16 protein-coding genes are annotated in these 20,991 nt (G+C 47.2%); 3 read left to right on the forward strand and 13 right to left on the reverse strand.

The genetic code is table 11. The features are described from left to right. Positions 1-155 precede the first annotated feature (155 nt). Positions 156-2,147, reverse strand: coding sequence for a cation:proton antiporter (locus ACYVR3_RS04855; RefSeq protein WP_461243330.1), 1,992 nt, complete (start codon positions 2,145-2,147; stop codon positions 156-158). 163 nt (positions 2,148-2,310) lie between these two features. On the opposite strand from ACYVR3_RS04855, the gene map reads away from it, so the two are divergent. Further along, positions 2,311-3,102, forward strand: a complete 792-nt coding sequence (gene map, locus ACYVR3_RS04860) for a type I methionyl aminopeptidase (RefSeq protein WP_461243331.1) — start codon at positions 2,311-2,313, stop codon at positions 3,100-3,102. Positions 3,103-3,179: 77 nt separating this feature from the next. Here map and spxB read toward each other — a convergent pair whose 3' ends face one another. The 3 genes from spxB to ACYVR3_RS04875 all read right to left on the reverse strand — a co-directional run bounded on the left by spxB (position 3,180) and on the right by ACYVR3_RS04875 (position 7,382). Next, complete coding sequence (gene spxB, locus ACYVR3_RS04865; RefSeq protein WP_461243332.1) at positions 3,180-4,934, reverse strand: pyruvate oxidase; 1,755 nt, start codon at positions 4,932-4,934, stop codon at positions 3,180-3,182. Positions 4,935-5,088: 154 nt separating this feature from the next. Beyond that, a complete protein-coding gene (locus tag ACYVR3_RS04870) occupies positions 5,089-6,243 on the reverse strand; it encodes a GGDEF domain-containing protein (protein WP_461243333.1) in 1,155 nt (384 codons plus the stop codon). Between the two features lie 161 nt (positions 6,244-6,404). Then, positions 6,405-7,382, reverse strand: a complete 978-nt coding sequence (locus ACYVR3_RS04875) for a LysR family transcriptional regulator (protein ID WP_461243334.1) — start codon at positions 7,380-7,382, stop codon at positions 6,405-6,407. A gap of 107 nt (positions 7,383-7,489) precedes the next feature. Between ACYVR3_RS04875 and ACYVR3_RS04880 the strand changes: the two genes are divergently transcribed. After that, the gene (locus tag ACYVR3_RS04880) at positions 7,490-8,242 is read left to right on the forward strand and encodes a sulfite exporter TauE/SafE family protein (protein ID WP_461243335.1); all 753 of its coding nucleotides are present in this window, start codon (positions 7,490-7,492) and stop codon (positions 8,240-8,242) included. Between the two features lie 60 nt (positions 8,243-8,302). Here the strand turns inward: ACYVR3_RS04880 and ACYVR3_RS04885 are convergent, their stop codons facing one another. The 3 genes from ACYVR3_RS04885 to tnpA all read right to left on the reverse strand — a co-directional run bounded on the left by ACYVR3_RS04885 (position 8,303) and on the right by tnpA (position 13,113). Beyond that, positions 8,303-11,434, reverse strand: a complete 3,132-nt coding sequence (locus ACYVR3_RS04885) for an AAA family ATPase (protein ID WP_461243336.1) — start codon at positions 11,432-11,434, stop codon at positions 8,303-8,305. A 2-nt stretch (positions 11,435-11,436) separates the two neighbouring features. Beyond that, complete coding sequence (locus ACYVR3_RS04890) at positions 11,437-12,579, reverse strand: exonuclease SbcCD subunit D (protein ID WP_461243337.1); 1,143 nt, start codon at positions 12,577-12,579, stop codon at positions 11,437-11,439. 105 nt (positions 12,580-12,684) lie between these two features. Next, positions 12,685-13,113, reverse strand: coding sequence for an IS200/IS605 family transposase (gene tnpA / locus ACYVR3_RS04895; protein ID WP_461243338.1), 429 nt, complete (start codon positions 13,111-13,113; stop codon positions 12,685-12,687). A gap of 99 nt (positions 13,114-13,212) precedes the next feature. Here tnpA and ACYVR3_RS04900 point away from each other — a divergent pair, with 99 nt between their 5' ends. After that, positions 13,213-14,409 carry an RNA-guided endonuclease TnpB family protein gene (locus tag ACYVR3_RS04900; RefSeq protein ID WP_461243339.1) on the forward strand — a complete coding sequence of 399 codons (1,197 nt, stop codon included), beginning with the start codon at positions 13,213-13,215 and terminating at the stop codon, positions 14,407-14,409. A 563-nt stretch (positions 14,410-14,972) separates the two neighbouring features. Here ACYVR3_RS04900 and ACYVR3_RS04905 read toward each other — a convergent pair. The 6 genes from ACYVR3_RS04905 to ACYVR3_RS04930 form a co-directional block, all read right to left on the reverse strand. Then, on the reverse strand, positions 14,973-15,674 hold the full coding sequence (locus ACYVR3_RS04905; protein ID WP_461243340.1) for a glycerophosphodiester phosphodiesterase: 702 nt from the start codon (positions 15,672-15,674) through the stop codon (positions 14,973-14,975). 15 nt (positions 15,675-15,689) lie between these two features. Then, positions 15,690-16,976: an extracellular solute-binding protein gene (locus ACYVR3_RS04910; protein WP_461243345.1), complete on the reverse strand. Its 1,287-nt coding sequence runs from the start codon at positions 16,974-16,976 to the stop codon at positions 15,690-15,692. A 59-nt stretch (positions 16,977-17,035) separates the two neighbouring features. Further along, positions 17,036-17,884 carry a carbohydrate ABC transporter permease gene (locus tag ACYVR3_RS04915; protein WP_461243341.1) on the reverse strand — a complete coding sequence of 283 codons (849 nt, stop codon included), beginning with the start codon at positions 17,882-17,884 and terminating at the stop codon, positions 17,036-17,038. Next, positions 17,884-18,834, reverse strand: a complete 951-nt coding sequence (locus ACYVR3_RS04920; RefSeq protein ID WP_461243342.1) for a carbohydrate ABC transporter permease — start codon at positions 18,832-18,834, stop codon at positions 17,884-17,886. The genes ACYVR3_RS04915 and ACYVR3_RS04920 overlap by 1 nt, the downstream gene beginning before the upstream one ends. Then, positions 18,812-19,912 carry an ABC transporter ATP-binding protein gene (locus ACYVR3_RS04925; RefSeq protein ID WP_461243343.1) on the reverse strand — a complete coding sequence of 367 codons (1,101 nt, stop codon included), beginning with the start codon at positions 19,910-19,912 and terminating at the stop codon, positions 18,812-18,814. The genes ACYVR3_RS04920 and ACYVR3_RS04925 overlap by 23 nt, the downstream gene beginning before the upstream one ends. 525 nt (positions 19,913-20,437) lie before the next feature. Further along, positions 20,438-20,725, reverse strand: a complete 288-nt coding sequence (locus ACYVR3_RS04930) for a hypothetical protein (RefSeq protein WP_461243344.1) — start codon at positions 20,723-20,725, stop codon at positions 20,438-20,440. Positions 20,726-20,991: the final 266 nt, after the last annotated feature.

Here is a 20,991-nt window from a genome sequence, read left to right on the forward strand (position 1 = left end):
AAATCGGCTGAACCGCCATTTCATTTTAATCACTCCAAATTAAGTGTTCCATGACCTGTTCGCATTAAAATCCCCCACAACTAACGAACATGCCCCTCTCTTTTAGTTTACAGATGACGGTGAGTAATTTCAATGAAAACCCTCACATTCACGATCTATCGATGATAAGCCTCACTATTTTGAATATAGGTGATTTCATCAAACGAGATGCGTTGCTGCAGGTCTTCCGCTAAACTGGCGGTAATTTCGTCATTCGCAATTGCTGCTTGAATCAGTTCATATTCCGCGTGAAATGCCCGCATAAATAGCCGGTACACCATCGTTTCATCAATCGCACCGCCCCGAATTCGGCGGTGGCGGGTCCGGTAAAATCGGCGAACCATATTGACTTCCACCCCGTGACTGCTACTTAAAGTTTTCAAATCAGCCATTACTCGTTCAAAGCCAGCTTGTTCAATGGGCAAAATATCTTCGCCATGCTTAATAAACTGTTCTCGCCAGTAAACCTCTTCTAGTGCAACCGGTGCCGTTAAAAACGCCTCTTGTGCCCGATGAAGATCTTTATACATGGTACCAATGTGTAACCCAAATCGAATCCGAAACCAAACGTTCTTCCAGACTTTGTCATCCGCCGAAAAGAAGTTTAACTTTAAGAATCGATTGTAGTAAGTCAACTCATCGTGGGTAATCTGGCCCTGTTCGTACAAGTGTTGCACTTCGGCTTTTTCCACTGCATGTGCGTGCCGCATCAACTGACGTTCAATGCGTAACTTGGGCGTACTATCTAGTACCAATTGTTGTTGCAAAGAATCGATCACAATCTGCGCTTCGGCACGATAATGGTCCTCTTTCAGCAATTCACTAATCCCAGCCTGCAACATCCGCCGAACCCATTTTAATCCTGGCTTTTTCGTAGATTGACTCGGCAGCATCAAAGGCACAAACACCGTTGGCATGACTAAACTAGTCAAAATCACCGTTGCAGCAATCAAAATCAGTGGGCCACGCAACGTCATTGGCTGTCCGTTAGCCGTTTCTGGAATCGAAAACGCCAGTGATAGTGTAATGGTGCCACTCGCGCCGCTCAACGCCATGATACAACTATCCCGCCAAGCATGGGTTGGCGTTGTTCGCCGCTTCAATAGGTAACGGCCCCACAATAACCGCAGGCCACCCTTGGCAAAATAAACCAAAATACCGATGCCAATCAACATTAGCACGGTTAATTGACCACCATTGGACTGCTGCATCGCTGAAACAACGTCTGGTAACGCCAAACCTAACAGAACAAAAACCGTTCCGGAGAGTGCACCGGCCACGATTTCCCAAACGTTACTGGTCACGAGTTGCATCCGCGATGACGTCAATCGCAACTTATCGCGTTCAGAGCCTTGAACCAACCCAGCTGCAACAACCGCCAGAATGCCAGACAAGGCCAATTTTTCGGCTAATAAATACACAATAAACGGCGTCAGCAACTGCATCAATACCATGATCAACGGCGTATCATCATGATTACGAATCAACATTAACCGAACGCTAACGACTAGGACGCCAAGTAACGCCCCAAATAACAGGCCACCCAAAAACTCCCAGAAAAAGGTGCCCACCGCTTCCTCCAACGAAAACTCACCCGAAATATAGGCACTGAGCGCCACATCGAAAATCACGATTCCGGCCGCATCATTGAATAACGACTCATGCTTCAACGTTGCCGCTTGTTCTTCGGCAATCGGATTAGCGGCAAATATGGAATTAACCGCTGATGCGTCGGTTGGCGCGACGATCGCCATTAACGCAAAACAAATCGTTAGTGGTAATCCCGGGACCAACAGGTGTAACCCGCCACCCACAATCAGAACGGTGATCACCACCAACCCAACTGCCAGTGACAAAATGTTGGTGATCGACCGACCGATCCAATACCGAGAACTATTTTGAGCCTCGTTAAATAGCAAAGGTGCAATAATCGCAAAGGTAAAAACCGCCGGATTGAGATGAAAGCTTCGATACCACGGTAACCCCGCCATGGCTAATCCAAGACCAATCAGAAAAAAAGGTAATGGTATTTTTGACACGTGCCGATCTAAAATTGCCGCTAATACCACTGCGGCCAAAATCAATAATAACAGTAACACCTGGTTCATTCCCAATTCCTCCAATTAAACAAATTCCAATAATCCTAGTATGCGCCGGTCAGTTTTTTTGTACAAGCAACTTCCCCCGAATGCGCAACATCGCTAGACCGTTGGCAATTACGAGCAATTAGTGTAGAATAGCCTCCGAAGTAAACCGAAGGAGTTAATGACGTTGATTACATTAAAATCACCCCGTGAAATTGAAAAGATGCGCCAATCTGGTGCCATTTTAGCTGGGGTTTTATTAGGACTGACCACGATTATTCAGCCTGGAATCTCATCGTGGGAGATCGAACGTTTCGCTGATGACTACATCACCTCACATGGTGCTAAGGCCGAAGAAAAGGGCTTTGAAGGGTACAAATACGCTACCTGCGTCAATGTTAACGAAGAAGTGGCGCACGCCATTCCCCGCAAAAATCTCATTTTAAAGGCCGGTGACGTGGTCGCTGTCGACTTAGTTGTCAACCTTGACGGCTACATGAGCGACGCCTGCCGGACTTACGCCGTTGGTGACGTTTCTGAAGATAAGCAGCGCCTGCTTGACGTGACTCGCAATGCGCTTTATCTGGGCATTGATCAGGCCGTCATTGGCAACCGGCTTGGCGATATTGGCCATGCGATTCAAACCTACGTTGAAGATCAAAACCACATGGGGGATGTCCGTGAATTGATTGGTCACGGTATTCAACCCACCATGCACGAATCACCTGACGTCCCGGCGTACGGTGAAGCCGGTCGCGGTCTTCGCTTAAAGGAAGGCATGACCATTACCATTGAACCAATGGTTAACCTGGGCACCCGTCAAATCATGGCTCGCATGACGCCCGATGATTCATGGGAGTACTACGTGACCCAAGATGATCAACCATCCGCCCAATTTGAACACACCATCGTCATCACCAAGGACGGCCCGAAGATTTTGACGTCACAAGATCCCGTTTTTGATGCAAAATATCTCTAAAAGTTATTATCAGATATAAATAGTACCGTAGACTCCCCAACCGGAATCTACGGTACTATTTGGTTTAAATTCAGAATCTAGTTAACATGATGATTATGCATGAACTGGCTAAGTGGCACCAAGTTCTCCGCATAGTAGCGTTTCTTAAAGGCGGCAATGGTCTGTGCGTCATTTTCCGCCGGATCTAACGCTAATTTTTCAACCGGAATTGGCCGTTCGTTCGTTATTTTAATATCAATCAGCACCGGTTTACCCGCCCTAGTCAAATCAACCGCGCGATCAAAGGCCGGTTTGACTTCATCGATGGTTCGAACAGTGATGCCCGTCATCCCTTGGGCCTCCGCTACTTTCGCAAAGTCAGTCTGCGGTAAACTAATACCAAACCACTCTTGACCATCATCTTCTTGTTCATCTTCAATAAAGCCCAGTGCTTGGTTAGAAAAGACCACGTTAATGACCGGCAACATATACGTCACCTGGGTACTGAGATCTTGCATCACCATCGCAGCCGCTCCATCACCGGTTAAATTAAATACCTGACGACCGGGATAATCTAATTTGGCAGCAATTGCGCCGGGAAGACCAACACCCATCGTTGCAAATAATCCCGAGGTGATCCACGGTTGCTTACCGTTTACCTTCAACAGCCGAACGGCATTTTGAGTGACATCCCCAACATCGATTGAGAAAATCGCATCAGTTTCTGCAATCGCGTTAATTGCCTTGAATGCGGGCTCAAACCGCAGCTCCCCCGTCGTCCGGTTCATCATATCATCGTTGTATTCGTGCCAATTACGGACGTTATCCACGTTGGCCGCATACCAAGCGGATGGGCTCGCCGGTGTTCCCAATGCGAGAAACTGCTGCAACGTCTGTTTGGCATCGCCTAAAATCGCCACATCCGTTCGGTGCCGTTTGCCCAGCATTTGTGGGTTGCTATCAACCTGAATAAATTTCACGTCTGGTTTAAACATCTCTTCGGCAAACGGATAATTGGAACCGATGAAGAGCATCAAATCCGTTTCCTTCAACGCCTCATTGGCCGGTTTTGAAGCGACTCGGGCCGCCGAGCCTAACAAAGACTCAAACTCGTACGGAATAATTTCCTTCCCCAAAGCAGTCGTGATCACCGGTACTTGAAACTGTTGCGCAAACCGCATCACTTTTTCGGCCGCACCGATCGTTCCTTGACCAACGTAAAGGAGTGGCTTTTTAGCTTTCGACAGCAACGCTAAGGCTTCTTCCACCTGTTCCGGTTTTCCAGCTACCAAAACCGGTCGAGCGAAGTTAGCTGCCGAACTATAGTAGCCATCTGCCGGAATGGCTTGACCAGCCAAATCATTGGGAATCGTCACAATTGCCGGACCATGCATCGCAAACGCCCGCCGAATCGCCTCATCAAGCACGTGGGGTAAACTGGCCGCCGTCGTCACCGTCCTGGCATAGACGCCGGGGTCTTTGAACATTGGCGTTTCATCAAACTCCTGAAAGAAATCCTGATTCATTAACGCTTGCGGGTTTTGACCCACGATAAATAACGCCGGCACTTTGTCCGCCATGGCATCATAGGCGCCTTGATAGAGATGAGTCGCCCCGGGGCCGGCCGACCCAAATGCAACGCCAATATGACCAGTCAACTTGGTATCGGCAACTGCTGCCAGCGCCCCAACCTCTTCATGCCGCACGTGAATGTAGCGAATTCGCTCACGTTCAGCGTGCAACGCATACATTAAATTATTGATTGTTCCCCCCGGAATGCCATAAATGTGCGTGACACCCCAACTTTCTAACGTCCGTAACGCGGCGACACCAGCATTGATCATTTCTGCCATGATAATTACCCCCTCAAGGACTTCTCCAAATTTAAATTCAATTTTGCGATGTCATCATACGGTGATTCTAAAAATGGCGCAATTAATTTGACTCGACTGATTAAAAATAAAACGGAACCCCAGTGATTGTCTCACTTGAGTTCCGTTTTTTAATTTAACGCCCAACCGTTGTCATTGGTGTTTCACGGACAGTGACCCGATTACGACCAGTTTGTTTTGACTGGTATAACCGCTTATCCGCCCGCTTATAAGTATCCATGTAGTTTTGATCTTCAACGTCGACCAAATCTTGTCCGAGTGACACCGTAATTTGAATGTCATCACCCTGTGGCGTGGTGACGGTCAGTTGGCTTAGTTCTGTGCGAAGCTGTTCCGCAATGGCCAACGATGACGCTGAAGCTTCATCAATATCAAACAGGATGAAGCAAAACTCTTCGCCACCAGTTCGATACGTTTTCGATTGATAATTCATTTCTCGAACGATTTTATCAAATCGGTCAGCGACCTTAACCAGAACCGTATTACCAGTCACGTGCCCGTATTGATCATTGATTTGCTTGAAGTGATCCACATCAAACGTAAACAGCGAGAAATGTTCGCCGGTGCGCTGAAAGTGGTCATAGGCTTGAAGTAAGTCTTCGTTGAATACCCGAAAGTTATTGAGTTTCGTTAAATTATCAATATTAGCCTCACGTAACAGTTCCGCCCGGCGTAAATGATGACGAACCAGCATCGAATGAATCTGCCAGAGCACCGCATCAATCGCCAGGGTTGACAGCAACATCCAAAACCAGCCGACGTCGATGCCGTCAACGGACATCAAATTGACCCAGTAAAACGGCAACGCCAGCAGCAATCCAAACGGATAGTACCACCACCGTTGCGCAGTAATGAGCCGGTTGTAGTGTTGTGCCACCCAACAAAGACCCACGCTGATTACCCAGAAAAGTGGTCGGTTGCTGACACCCGGTAGCCACAAAAACCAGACCAGCAATACGGCTGATAGACTCACCCACATCAAGCGATCTCGTGACGAAAACAGCGTGTACATGATAATTCCAACTTGAAAACTAATATACGTCCACCCATAACCGTTTGGATTGTGGGCTTCCATCATCTGCAACACTGACGCAACGTGCAACAGGAGCAGTGACGACACTGTCAGCGCAATCAAATACCACCGGTGAAATTTCAATCGGTGACCATTGACCGTTCGTTGACCATCTAGCCAGGTATAAAATAACGCAAAGCCAACCAATAGCAGACTATTGATCACAAACGTCATGATTTGATTTTCCCAATAAAGCATGTTTAAGTTCTCCTAGAAATTCTACCAACTCACTTTTGGGGTTGGTAATGCGCTAATCCGTGTGAAAAATAAGGATTCACGACACTTTCGCGACATTGATTAATGTTACGCCATATGCCTGAATTTTTCAATTCTAGTTAGCGAAAACTTAACCAATCACGTTACATTTGGCCTGCCGCACCGTCATCAGTTTGATGCCGATAATACTGAACCAAAAACTCAACAAATGTCCGCTGTAACTTCGATTGATACCGTTGTTTATTAAACGCTACGGCCACGTAGCGGGGCTGGTCCGCACCAGCGACTTGGTAAAAGTGAAGTCCGTCAACCTCACCGCTATATTGAATCAATGTATTCGTCACAAAGGCCGCGCCCCATCCCTGTTGTGCAAATTCATAAGCACTCATCTGCTGATTGACTGTCATGGCAACTTGAGGGTGAAACTTAGCTGCCGCAAACATGCCAGCCGTTCGTTGGGAGATCTCGTTTGCGGGTAACATGAGGATAAATGGCAATGACGCAAAGCTAGTTAACTCGAGTCGTCGAATTGGTAGCCGTTCGTCAATGCCAGCCAATACCTCGTCATAGCTATAGCCAAAAGTTGTCACTACCGATTGTGGCACCAATTCATCCGGGACTGCCAACAAGATGTGGTTTTCAAACAACTGCACAGCGTCAATTTTCGGATGTAAAAACCGATCCGCATCAACGCCAAGGTCCACCTGCTGATCTAACAACCGCCGCGTTAGCTCCGGAAACGGGGTTTCCAGCAGGGTCAACTCGACGTCTGGATAGCGGTCATGAAACTGACGCAAAACTGGCGGGAGCAGGTAGGCCACCGAAATAAACGCGCCACCAATCGTTAAACTACCGGTGAGATGTTCATCCGTGTTAACTAACTCATCACGAAACGATTGTTCCAAAAGCGTTATTTGACGGGCTTTTGCAACATACAACTCACCCGCCGGCGTCAACGTCAATGGCGTTGTACTACGATCAAATAGTGGCTGACCGATCTGAGTCTCCAACTTTTTAATCGCCACACTCAGTGCCGGTTGTGATAAATGCAACTGTCTGGCTGCCTGCGAGATAGTGCCATTGGCAACAACGCTTAAGACATAATCACTAATCGTAAACATTAGCCCCTCCATAACTTTTATTTATACCCCTAATATATAATCTATCTTATCTTTTATACCACCATCATGCTAGGCTTAACTTAACTTAGGTTTAAAGAGGTGGCGTTTTGATTAGTTTAACAACGTTTTTAATTGTCTGTCCGTTAGTCTTTTTAGGTGGGTTCGTTGATTCAATTGCGGGCGGTGGTGGGCTCATTTCCTTACCCGCTTACTTGATGACGGGAATTCCCGTTCACTTTGCGATTGGGACCAACAAGTTATCATCCGCAATGGGGACCTGTATCTCAACGCTTCAATTTGCCAGAAGCGGCTATATTCGATTAAAACTCTCGATACTGGCCATTATTTCGGCACTGTCCGGTTCATTCATCGGCGCTAAGCTGGCCCTTCACCTGTCTGACCGCTACTTTAGCCTCATTTTGCTAGTCGTGTTGCCGCTAACCGCACTGTACTTGGTGTTTAAGAAAAATGCCTTAACTGCTTCCCATGTCAGTGGTAACCTCACCACCAAACAACACGTTTTGATCATGTTGATTGCGGTTTTGCTCGGGGTCTATGACGGCTTTTACGGTCCCGGAACCGGCACCTTTCTCCTACTCTGCTTGACCGGTATTGCGAAGTTGCCAATCAACCTTGCTGCCGGTACCACTAAAGTCATCAATTTAACCACCAATCTGACGGGACTGACGGTATTTTTATTTAACGGTAAAACCGTTTTGGTACTGGGAATCACTGCTGGCATCTTCGGGATTCTCGGTAACTACCTTGGTGCTCGTCATTTTAGCCGCAGCGGCGCTAAAATTGCTAAACCGATTATTTTAGCAGTGTTAGGGTTATTCTTTATTAAGTTAATTGTCTAGGTTTCAGACGCAAAACGGCACCACGACATCCTAGAGGGGATGCGTGGTGCCGTTTTCTACCTACTCTGGCGTGACCACCCGAGCCCGGCTTTTACCTTGACCAAGGGCTTCCACCTTGATCTGGTACGGAATCGTTTCCTGTAATAACGTGACATGACTGATGATCCCAATCATTCGGCTACTGCCTTCCACGTTTTCCAAAGCCGCCATGGCGACCGAAAGCGCTTCTTGGTCCAGCGAACCGAACCCTTCGTCGACAAATAACGCATCGATGTTGATCCCACCAGATTCGGTTTGAATGATTTCGCCCAACGCCAGCGCCAAGCTCAGCGCTGCAATAAAGCTTTCACCACCTGATAAGGTGTGGACACTCCGAACCTGACCCACGTTATCATCGTAAACGTCGATTTCCAAACCGGTATTTTTTTGATAAGTCCCCGCTTCCAAATGCAGTCGGAGTTCATACCGACCGGAACTCAATTGCTGCAGATGCTGATTGGCAACCTGTAGCACTTCTACTAATTGGGCCCGCAAAACGTAGCGTTCCAAACCAAGCTTATTGTCGCCACCGCCCGCAACGGCTTCGACCAACCGTTGCAAGGCATCGCGCTGCGTCATCTGAGTTTGAATTTGCTGAACCGTCTGCTCTGCTTGTTCGAGGATGTTGCCGTTGATCGTCAATCGTTCCTGTATCGTTGCGCGTTGCTTTTGAAGCGTTTGTCGTTGGGCCGTTAAGTCAGTTAACGCCGTTTTTAGTCCTTCTAAATCAACGGTCGTGGCCGAACCAACAATTTGTTTGTAAGCTGCAACTGAGGCGGTTGCTTGCTGCAGATCATGGTCATACGCTGTGATTTGGCGTTTCAATTCTGGCAGTTCTGTTAATCGCTCCAGCATCGTCGTCAACCCACTTAGGTCGGCCGTTTGGTACTGTTTCGTCACTGCTGCTTGTAACGTTGTGGCTAGCGCTTGACGTTTCGTTGTCGTGTCACTAAGCGATGCTTCAACGGATGCTTGAGTTGCCGTTGTTGTGGCAATCAATTGATCCGTTTGCTGCCGGTCAGCAGAATTGTCCGCCACCTGCTGATCATAATGAGCCAACTCGGTTTGTTGTTGAGTTAAATACCGATCAAGAGCAGCCAAATCGGCAAACTCGTCAGGGAGACGATCTTGCGCATTTTGAAACTGGCCTTCAACCTGTTTGGCCGCCAATTCAGCGTCATGAACTGCGGTTTGATTAGCCGCCACTTGTTGCTCACTTTCAGCGAGTTGTTCGGCAAGTTTGGTTTGGCGTTGTTCCTGCTTCGATAAATCGGCAAGTTGCGCTGTCACTTGTTCAACGGCCGTTTGGCTAACCGTCAACTGTTTTGGTAATTGACTCGCAAGCTCGTCAAAATCAGTTACCGCGATCACGGTCGTCACTTGTTCGACTAAATCCTGTTTGGCAGTTTTCACAGCTGTTTGTTGCGCTGCTAATTGAGTGATTTGCGTCGTTTGTTGTGCTTTTTGACCTGCTAATTTTGTGTTGAGTTGTCGGAGCTGAGTTTCAGCAACTTTTAATTCTGCATTGCTAACTGCTTTAACTGCCACGGTTGCTTGAGCTGGCGCTGGATGGTCAACGCTACCACAAATTGGACACGGGGTTCCAGGCGTCAGTTGATCCGCCAAATTAACGATTTGACTCTGCAACCAGGCATTTCGTTGCGCTTCATAGTCATCCTGGGCAGCCGCGACTTTGGCAGTTAGCTGGTCAACTTCGACCTGGCGTTGTTCGATTATCTTTTCAAGCTGTTTCAACTCACTTCTTTGTGCGTTAACGTCATCAAGTTGGCGTTGAAACTGGGTCAACTGTTGCACTTGATTCGTCAGCGTCAACCGCTTTTCATTAAGCGCCGGTCGTTGTGCCAGTTGCGCCGTCAACTCCGCTTGCTGGCCGGCAATTTGTTGATAGCGTTGCTGCGTTTGTGTCAGTTGTTCGGTCAGTTCAGTCACGTGCTTCGCCGTAGTCAAACGTTGCTGATCGAGTTCGGCAGCTTGTTCAAACAACGAGCGTTGCGCCGTTAATACTGTGACTTGCTTGCGCTGATCAGCTATTGCGGCAGCCTGTTGCTGTAACTGATCTTGCGTCTGTTTTAACGTTACTTGTCGCTGCTGAGCTGTCGCCAACCGCGTCCCTAGCGTTTTCAACTGTTGCTGATTACGTTGCAGTTCTGAGGTCAACTCCTGTTGGCGTTGGTAGTCACTTTGATGCGCATTAGCCCACGTTAAGTCGGCCTGTAATTGTCGCAAGCCATCAATTTTAGTGGTTTGTTGTTGTAACGCTGTGACGCGTTGCGTTTCAGTTGCCAACGTTGCAATATTTTGATTCGTTTTTTCGGCGACGGTCAACCGCTGTGTTGACTCATCAACCCGTTGTTGTAACGCTTGTTCTTGGTCAGTCGTCTGCTCAATGGTTTGCTGATCCGTTGCTTGCTGCGCTGTTAACTGTGCCAACCGGTCACTCATTGGGCTATCCGTTGGCAATGGTTGCACATCATCCGTCCAACGAACGCGCTTCAACCCACTTTCGATTGTTGTCTCCCACTTTGCCAACTGGGCCCGTTGATCCGCAAGCCGTTGTTTCAAGATGCCGCTCCACTTTTGGTAGAGTTCGGTGCCAAATACTTTTCGTAAGATAGCTTCTTTATCAGTACTCGTCGCCACCAAAAAGCGTCGGAACTCTCCTTGTGGTAGTAATACAATTTGAACGAACTGTTTACGATTAATTTGAAGAATATCAGCTAATCGCGTGTTAATCGCAACCAACTTCGTCAATTCTTCGGTCTGCTCACCATCTTTAAAGATTTTGAGCACCCCGGTACTTTGGTAGGTCTTGGTACCAGTCCCACGTTTCTTAGCCAATGTTTGTTTTGGTTGTCGATCAATCTCGTAAATCTGACCCTGATGCGAAAACCGAAGCGTAACGCTAGTTGGCTCATTGGGGGTAGCAAAATCCGATCGCAAGACTTCCGGTTGGCGGTCATCGCTGGCACTTTCACCGTATAGCGCAAACGTCAGCGCATCAAAGATAGTGGTTTTACCACTCCCTGTTGGCCCAGAGATCAAGAAGAGTGATGCATCCGCAAACTTTGTAAAATCAATCGTTTCGTGTTCGTACGGTCCAAAATTTTGAAGTGTTATCTGAAGTGGTTTCACCCTTATTTTTCCTCCTCATTGGCTTGTTTGAGAGCGTCACTGGCCCATTGTTGCTGCTGCTTCGTCAACGGTTCTTGGGCAACTTGTTCGTAGAAATCAGCGAGTAGCGTCATCGGATCCATTTGGCGCATTTGCTGACCACTTTCGCCTTGATAAGCCACTTGCGTTTGAAAGCCATCTTGACGGCCCAACGTCACAATGTTGGGGTAGCGTTCCCGTAACTGTGCCAAGACGTTGGGAATCGGTTGCGTATCCGTTAACACGATGCCGAAGAAATCATCAAAGTTAAGCTCTTGGAAGTGTTCTGGATCCAGTAGATCCTCAAAACTGGCCGTTAACTGTTGGACGTCTCGAATCGGTGTGATCGGCCGAAATGTCCAACTCACTGGTTCAGTGGCCGTATCAACGATCCAAACGCCTTTTTGCTGATTAGCTTCAGACATCGAAAATTTAACGGGCGAGCCACTATACCTTGCTGGTACAGTATCGGTTGTCAACGCATCTCGGCCATGGAGGTGACCGAGGGCAACGTAGTCAAAGTCAGTCAAGGCCCCTGTTGGAATAGCCCCTAAACCACCAACCGTTAACCGCGTTTCCGAATCGGTCGTGGCACTGCCGGCCGCAAAAAAGTGTGCCACTAAAACGTGTTTTTTGTCCGGATCAAAATGCGTCTTCATTTTTGCCACAATTGGCACGATTGCCTGATCCAGATGCTGAATGCTGTCGTCATCAAAGTACTGTTGAACTTCAAACGGTTCAAAGTAGGGTAATAAAAACAGCTGTGTGTCGGGCAGTTCAACCGGTTCAAAGGCCTGTGCTAGGTTGGTATTCAGGTAAAACTGGGTGTCTTTAAACCAGGGACTCCCCGTTGCTAATCGAGTCGCACTATCATGATTCCCTGAAATGGCGTAAATCGGCAAATGATCCTTTAAATTAAGCTGCTCTAACATGCCATTCAGCTGAGCCACCGCAGTTTCTGCTGGTGCACCGCGGTCATACAAGTCGCCTGCGATGACGATGCCATCAACCTGCTCGTCAAGTGCAATCTGTTCAATTTGTTGAAAAGCATTTTGCTGCTCTTCTGTTAAATCAAATCCGTGTAACCGCCGACCAATGTGCCAGTCTGCCGTATGTAAAAATTTCACGATTTGGTCCCCCTCATTGATTGATATCACTAATAACGGTTTTTACTGAAATAGAGCGTAATGCCCCGGTTTTTAAATCGGGGATGTAAGCGACACGAATTTAATCTATCCTTTCAATCGTTGACCTTCAATATATGTTTCAACAACTTCACGGCTCATATTGCCTAAGGTGCTCATGTAGTAGCTTCGCGTCCATAGATGACCACCCCAAAACGCACTTGCTTTAATATCAGGATGATTTTTAAAGAAAAGTCGCGCTGAAGCTCCTTTAAAGGCTTTCACCACTGTGGTCGGAGCTAATTTTGGTTTGAAGCTGATCAACAAGTGGATATGATCCGGCATCACTTCCATGGCTTCGATTGTGATTTCATTCAATTCTGCAATTCGGTTGAGAATGGCTTTCATTTCGGCGACTAATTCTGGCGTTGTAAATAGTTCTCGCCGGTACTTAGTGGTCCAAATCAAATGAAAGTGAAAATTATAGACGTACGATTGGGTGTAAATCGCACCAGAAATCCGTTTTTTCTTTCTCATGTATATCACCTCTGATATAAAATAATTAGCAGGTTAAATTCTTATGATTCTACTTTATCACATGGTATGATACGAGTATACCAATGCGGAGGTGACATCATGGTACTGCAAGCCTTTCAAGTGCGACTCTACCCGAATGCCACGCAAAAACAATTGATCCACATGACCTTTGGCAGTACCCGGTTTGTTTGGAACCAAATGCTTAACATGTTGATTGAACGCTATCGCAATAATCCCCAGTGCGGGTTTCTATCGACTTACGATCGTGATGCCTTATTGCCGGCATTGAAACGAGAATATCCGTGGCTCAAATTAGTTGATTCAACCGCTCTGCAACGGGTGAATCGGGATTTAACTGATGCGTATAAGCGGTTCTTTGATAAAACGTTGACCAACCGGTTCCCACGGTTTAAAAGCAAGCGCAATAATCATAAAAGCTATACGAGTAAATTCGTTGGAAAGAATATTGAAGTGATCGATCAACACCATCTGAAACTGCCAAAGTTAGGCCAAGTCTACTTTCGAGCGGGTCGCATTCTAAACGGTAAGATCCATACTGTGACGGTTAGAATCAATCCGCAAGGTCAATATTCAGCAACCATTCTTCTAGAATGTGATGACCTAATGCCGGTACAACGCACGCATCAAAAGGTCGGTCTAGATTTAGGCCTGAAACAATTGATTACTTTATCCAATGGTGTCAGCGTCCCATTAACGCGGTATGATCGTGAATTAACTCGCCGACTACGACGCTGGGAACGAAAACTGGCCCGTCGACTGCGAAATGCGAAACAGGCGATGGCTGAAGATCGTCACAATAAAGTTCTCAACCCGCGAACCGAACTCTGGCAGTTTCCGCGGTACCAGCAGGCACGTAAAACTGTTGCTAAAATCAAGCGACAGATTGCCGCACGTCGACTGGATAACTTGCAGAAACTGACCACTCAACTGGTACGGGAATATGATGTGCTCGTAGTTGAAAAACTATCCGTCAAGAATCTAATGAAAAATCATCGACTAGCGCGTTCTATCACCAATGCCGCTTGGGGGGCATTAGTCCGCTTACTGACCTATAAATTTGAATGGGCCGGAAAGCAGCTGATTGTCGTTAATCCTAAGAATACCAGTCGAATTTGTCATGTGTGCCAACAGAAAAATACGGATTTCGATAACCTATCAACTCATGAGTGGCTAGCTGTGCGTGAATGGCAATGTCCAAATTGTCAAACCACGCTAGACCGCGACATTAATGCAGCACTGAATATTAAGCAACGAGGTCTAACGTTAGTTGATTAAACGCTAAAATTAAAACTAAACGGGTGTGGAACGCGCCTTGGTAAAATAACTGTGACCGCTACCGATGAAGTGAAGAGCTTAACTGGCAAGTTTGCAGTGTTCCCAGAATCCACCTACTTTAGTGGGTGGTAGTTCAACGTTTGATTGTTTTATTTTACTCGAGATTAATAAGCTTAATTATACCCTCATGGCGTGAATAAAAAAATCTCAGCGTGTTTTCTTCTTTCTTGCTGTCGATTAGTGTGTGGAGCGAGGCGGTCAGAAGGCGCGTGGTTGACAAGTTCCTACAACTTCAGGAACCCTGGAAATAACAGTTTAAGTGGCGCCGAATTTTGTAGCCTGAGAGCGCCGGTTTTCGTGCGGCTTTGGCGAGCGAAGCGATGACAAACAGCTATCATCCAAAATTCACCCAACACTTACGATGGACACAAGCATAACCAATAACATCAAAAAAGGCCAATCGAGCACGATTGGCCTATGATGCGACTCCCTATGGATAATGTAACGCAAACGCTTAAATTTGTCACGTGCATTTGACTAATTCGGGAAACTAACAGTTCCGCTTAACTGGTCATCAATAGTGGCTGGACTTGATCGCGAATCTGCATTGCTTTTTCAAAATCATCCGTGAAAATTCCGGTCACCCCCCGTTTGAACATGGACGTTATCTGATAACGGCTGTTGACCGTCCAGATTCGCTCGGCAAATTGGCCGACTGGCTGGTAGTGATTGAGGTGAAGACCACTCAACTGATGCTGCCGAATAAATAATTCCGGATCAAGCATCACATGATCCGCTAAAAAACAGTAATTTTGACTGGGTGCAATGAGTCTCGCCGTTTGCAACGTTGCCAGATGAAACGATGAAAAGATCACCTCCTGGATCAGGTCCGCCCGCATTACCTTGTCTAACACCAAGGCCTCAATTCCCGGGTACTGGACCTTATCCGTCTTAAATTCCAAGTTCAAACACACATCCTGACCCCCGACTAATGCCAAAAAGTCATCCAACGTTGGGATCAACTCGCCGTTCTCCAACTGAAACTGCTTTAACTGGGCATACGTGAAATCCGCTAACAGCCCCATCCCAGTCGTCGTCCGATCAAGTCGTTCATCATGCATAATCACTGGTACTTGATCTCGCGTGAGTTGAACGTCAAACTCCAGTCCTTCAACGCCGTTCTCAATGGCGTAACGAAACCCGGCCAATGAATTCTCGGGAAACTGCGTTGGAATACCGCGATGCCCAAAAATTAAAGTTTTCAATGATCTGCCTCCTACTTACTGTCCGTACCGGTTTGCTCGGTTGGTGTTCGCCAGAAACTGATTCATGCTCAATTGCGCTGTCTTCAACGCTTTATCGATATCGCCACCGTTATAAATTTGCGACATCGCCGTTTGCGTATACGCTCGTTCTTGGATCAACCCTTCCATAAAGATGCCAGAATTAGCGCGATTAACCTTTGCCCGAGCTAATTGTTGACTTGGCACTTGGGCCGCCGGGTATTTGGCATACAACGCTTTTAAAACTGGTTCTTTTTGAGAATTTCGGTTCAGGGCCAGATAGCCGGTTGCTTTTTGCCACTGCGCCTGAGCCTTGGGTGTCATTACCGACTTTATAAACGCCCAGGCCCCACGTTGAACCGCTTTCGGTTGACTGTTAGAGATCCATAACGAGGCACCCCCAATCGAGACACCGTTGCCCGTTTGACCGTCCGCATGCGGATAATAGGTGATTCCCAATTGATCCTTCGTCCCCGCTAGTAATTGACTGATATAAGCTGATGACTGAATGAAGATGCCCAGCTTACCAGCGAGAAAGGCTGCGATTTCATTAGACTCAGCTTGTGATCCCGCACCAAAATCGATAAAGTCCCCGGCTTTGATATTGTCACGAACCCATGCCATCGCGTCCCGACTCGTCTTAGAAGTCAGGTTGACACTCGTTGGAAAACCCGTTCGACCATTATCATGGTTGGCCATCGTCGTATCGCCATTGGCTAAAAACTGTTCAAACAACCAGCCATACGCTTCCACCGTGAGGCCTTTCACTTTACCGTGAGACTTTTGACTAATCGCTTTAGCAACCCGAGTAATATCACTGTATGAAGGATCAACTGGTGGTGCCTTGATTCCCAGTCGTTTCAGCAACGAGGCGTTATAGTATAGCACCGGCTGAGACGTATTGAATGGCATTGAAATCTGTCGCCCACCCTGAGAATAAAAGGCCCGCGCCACCGGTGAGATTTGACTCACATCGTAGTGGTCTTCATCAATGAATTGTTGTACCGGTGTCGCAACCTTTGCATGATACAACTGACTCGTTGATACGTCCATTGATTGAAAAACGGCAGGCGAGGCATCCGTTCCGTGTGTGTGAAGAATTTTTTGAACGGCCTCATTGTAGTTGCCTTCAAACTCTGGCACGACTTCGTACTTGGATTGACTCGCATTAAATGCTTTAACGTACTGATTTAACTGATCTTGCGCCGGTCCCGTCATTTCGTGCCAAAAGACAACCCTTGTCTTACTAGCTGCGTGTGAGGTCGTACAAGCACTTAGCGGCATGATCAGCAGCGTTAATAGTGCGCCTAGAACCCATAATCGCTTCACTTATCTCGCCCCCATTATTTAACTGAACCCTCGTTCAGACCCGCTTTGAAGTAATGTTGACCGATGAACAGCACGATCAACGTGGGAATCACAACGATTGCAGCGCTGGCTTGAATCATGCCCCAGTTGTTGAAGCTCTCTTGCCCCTGCAATTGCCGAAGACCATCTTGAACGGGTCGAAATCGGTCACTAAACGTGGTCAGCATCGGCCATAAGTACTGGTTCCAACTGCCAAGAAAACTATAGGCCGCTAACGTCATTAAACTAATTCGGGTATAAGGAAGTGCAATCTGCCAGAAGAACTGCCAGTGCGAGAGCCCTTCAATATCAGCTGCTTCCTTCAACTCAGTAGGTACCTGCATGAAGGCCTGCCGCATCATAAACGTTCCAAAGGCCGCCGTTAAAAATGGCACGACCATCACCGCGTAATGGTTGAGTAACCCCATCTGCCGAACTGTCGCAAAGTTTGGGATCACCTCGGCTTCGAATGGGAGCATCATCGTCATCAAAAAAAGGGCAAAAAGTTGTTTGCGGTATTTAAACTGTAAAAACACAAACGCGTACGCAGACATTGAGCACAGCAATAATTGACATCCCATCGTTAGGGTCGAAATCACGAGGCTGTTTAACAAATACCGTAAAATCGGGGTCGTCGTCACTGCAGCAACGTAGTTATCAAATGATAGGTGGTTGCTCCACAACGCCCCTTTGGAAATCTCAGCGGTTGGCAATAAACTCGTCCAAAGCCCCAGTAAAAACGGACCAATGACGATCAACGCTAACCCGCCTAAAATCGCATAGCGCCCCACGAGTTTCAACCGAGCACCATTTTGAGCTGGAACAGCAAGTTGATTGGCTGCCATTAATACGTCACCCGCTTTCCAAAGAGCTTAAACTGAATCAAAGTGATCACGGCAATGATCGCCGTCAAAATCACCGATTCCGTACTAGCTTGACCAACATTTCCATTCAAAAAGGCGTCCTGATAAACCCGATACACTAATAGGTTCGTCGCGTTACTTGGCCCGCCGGCAGTCATGAGGTCAATCAGGCCAAAGCTTTTGAAGGCATCGATCAACGTCACCGTTGCGACAAAAAATAACGTTGGTGAAATCAGTGGTAAGGTCACCTTAAATAACTGGGTTCGGCCAGGTACCCCGGCAATGTCAGCCGCCTCGTAAAGCAAACTCGGTACCTGTTGCAATGCACCAAATAAAATTAAAAACGTGAAGCCAAGGTTCATCCAAACCGTCGTTATGATCACAGCAAGCAATGCATAGTCCGGATCAGCTAACCAGTTGATGTCCGGTAAGTGCAATGCCTGAGCGATTTGAGCAAACACCCCAACTGACGGATTAAACGCAAATAACCAGAAAATAGCGGCTACGGATACCGAGATGCCCATGGTTGACGAAAACAACGTCTTAAAAAAACTGATGCCCTTCAATTGCTGATTAGCCGTAACCGCTAGTACTAATCCCAAGCCAATCGTTAAGACCGTCACCGCCAAAACATACAGCAACGTCGCACCTAGACTTGACAGGTAAGCAGGATCGGTCAATACCCCGACATAGTTAGAAATACCAGTAAAAACGGTTGCCCGCCCATAAGTATCCGTTAGGAAAAAGCTCAGATAAATCGTTTTGAGCATCGGCCAAAATACGAAGACCCCAAGTACCAACAATGATGGCCCTAAAAATAATACTGCATAACCGCGATCCGTCCATCGGCTTGTTTTGGTTGTGGCACTGACTGGTGCTAGCGGTTGGGCTGTGATGGTTGATTTTGATTTACCCCGCAATAACTGCTGCATCGCGCTCACTCCCCTTTTCGACCAGCATCAAGTTGCCCGTCTTTTTTTCAAAAACGGTTAGTTCGCTCACAGCTGTTATCCGAATCAAATCACCCACCTTAATGAGTTGCGCGTTATCGCTCACTAGTCGAACGGTTTGGTCATCGCTTAACACCGCTATCGCGACGACTTGATCACCTAAATAGGCTACGCTTTCAATTCGCGCATTCGCATTTCGAACCGTGATTTGGAACTGGAGTTGATTGGGCCGAATGCCCACCGTCACCTCAGTACCGTCTTCGATTGGGCGTTCAATTGCGAAATCTAAGTCAGCGTTGATGAGTAAGTGTTGCTGCTGGACCGTTGCCGCCAATAGATTAATCTGCGGGGTACTAAAAAAGCTCGCCACAAACTCGTTTTTAGGGCGTTGATACAGATTAAGCGGCGTATCGATCTGCTGAACTCGCCGATGATTTAAAACCATCACCCGATCCGCCATTGTCATTGCTTCAACTTGGTCATGGGTCACGTAGATAACGGTTAGTCCGAGTTTACGCTGTAACTGCTTCAACTCTATCCGCATCTTGGCACGCAGTTGCGCGTCTAGATTAGATAATGGTTCATCCATCAGACAAATCTTGGCTTCACTGGCAATGGCGCGGGCCAACGCAACTCGTTGCCGTTGACCGCCTGATAATGCTTTCGGTTTCCGGGTTCGAAACTCGGTTAAATTCACCATCTCTAACGCATAATTGACTCGTTCGGTGATCTCAGCCGGTGTTTGATGCCGAGCTTTCAGTCCAAAACCAACGTTAGCTTCCACCGAAAGAAATGGAAATAAAGCGTAACTTTGAAATACCATTGAAAGTTGCCGGTCCTTAGGTGGTAACTCATTAGCGGGCTGATCATTGATCAGTAAACGCCCCGCCGTAATTGATGTCAGCCCCGCAATCATTCGTAACAGGGTACTCTTACCACAACCCGAGGGCCCCACGATCACGAAAAATTCACCATCCTTTACCTCGACCGAGACATCGGTTAACACTGGCTGTTCGCTTTCCGGGTACGTCTTTTCCAAGCGTTCCAATCGAATTGCCATTCAGTTCAACACTCCTTCTTCAGGTACAGTCATTTTGTATCAAGCAACGACTACAGTTTACAAAGCGTTTGTGTTGATTCAGCGTTGACAGTGTATCAATATCGTAAAGGTTGCGTAAAAATTTCTAACTTATCTGTTTGCTGTCGTTTGTGTCCAGCGTAAGGGTTGGGTGCGATTTAGGTGTTGGCTGTTTGTCGTCGCTTCGCTCGCCAAAGCCGCATGAAAACCGGCGCTCTCGGGCTACAAAATTCGGCGTCGTTTAAACTGTAATTTCCGGGGTTCCTGAAGTGACTGGAGCTTGTCAACCACGCGCTTTCTGGCCACCACGCCGAATGGTGCTGCGCGAGACTGAGAGCTGCATGCAAGGCGACATCGGTAAAACTGCCAGGCCCGGGCGCCTTCACCGATGTCGCCTTGCACACTGCTCTCAACCCGTCTCGCTCCGCACACTTACGCTGGACACAAACGAACGCACAAAAAAACACGCCTCAATTAAGAGACGTGCTCGTTACAATCAAACTACTATTAGTTACGGCTCAAGAAACCCATCATGACGTTCGTGTGATCATCATCACTGGCAGCCGTGGTTTCGCCTAAGCCGAATTTTTCAAAGTAAGGGGTGTTCACTAATGACTTGCTTTCCACTGGATGAAGTCGGTTGTCTAATTGGCTAACTCGTTGGTCGAGTTGTTGCTTCAACGCGAGTAAGTCTTCAAAGTGGGTTGCTAATTCTGCATCGGCTACTGGCATCGTCGTGAGTGCCTTAGCAGCGTTTAATTGATCGGTATAAGTCATTTCAGTTGCCATTGTCATAAGTGGTTTCCCCCGTTGTCTTTTCGATATCATTCGTCATCTATTTGAGACCAAGTATAGCAGTTTTCTGAAAACTGTCTAGTATTTTCTGAAACTTTATTGTAAACACAAAAAAGCGCCCTTACCCTGAATTATTCACCAGAAACTCCAAAATCCCCATCAAACACATGATTCAAGTGCTTGATGGGAATTTTACGTTTTCACCTTTTAAGTGCAGAAAAAGAGCCTCAGCTCTGGTATAGTTAACTCGACCAAAAGACACTATA

The organism is Secundilactobacillus muriivasis (assembly GCF_054785195.1).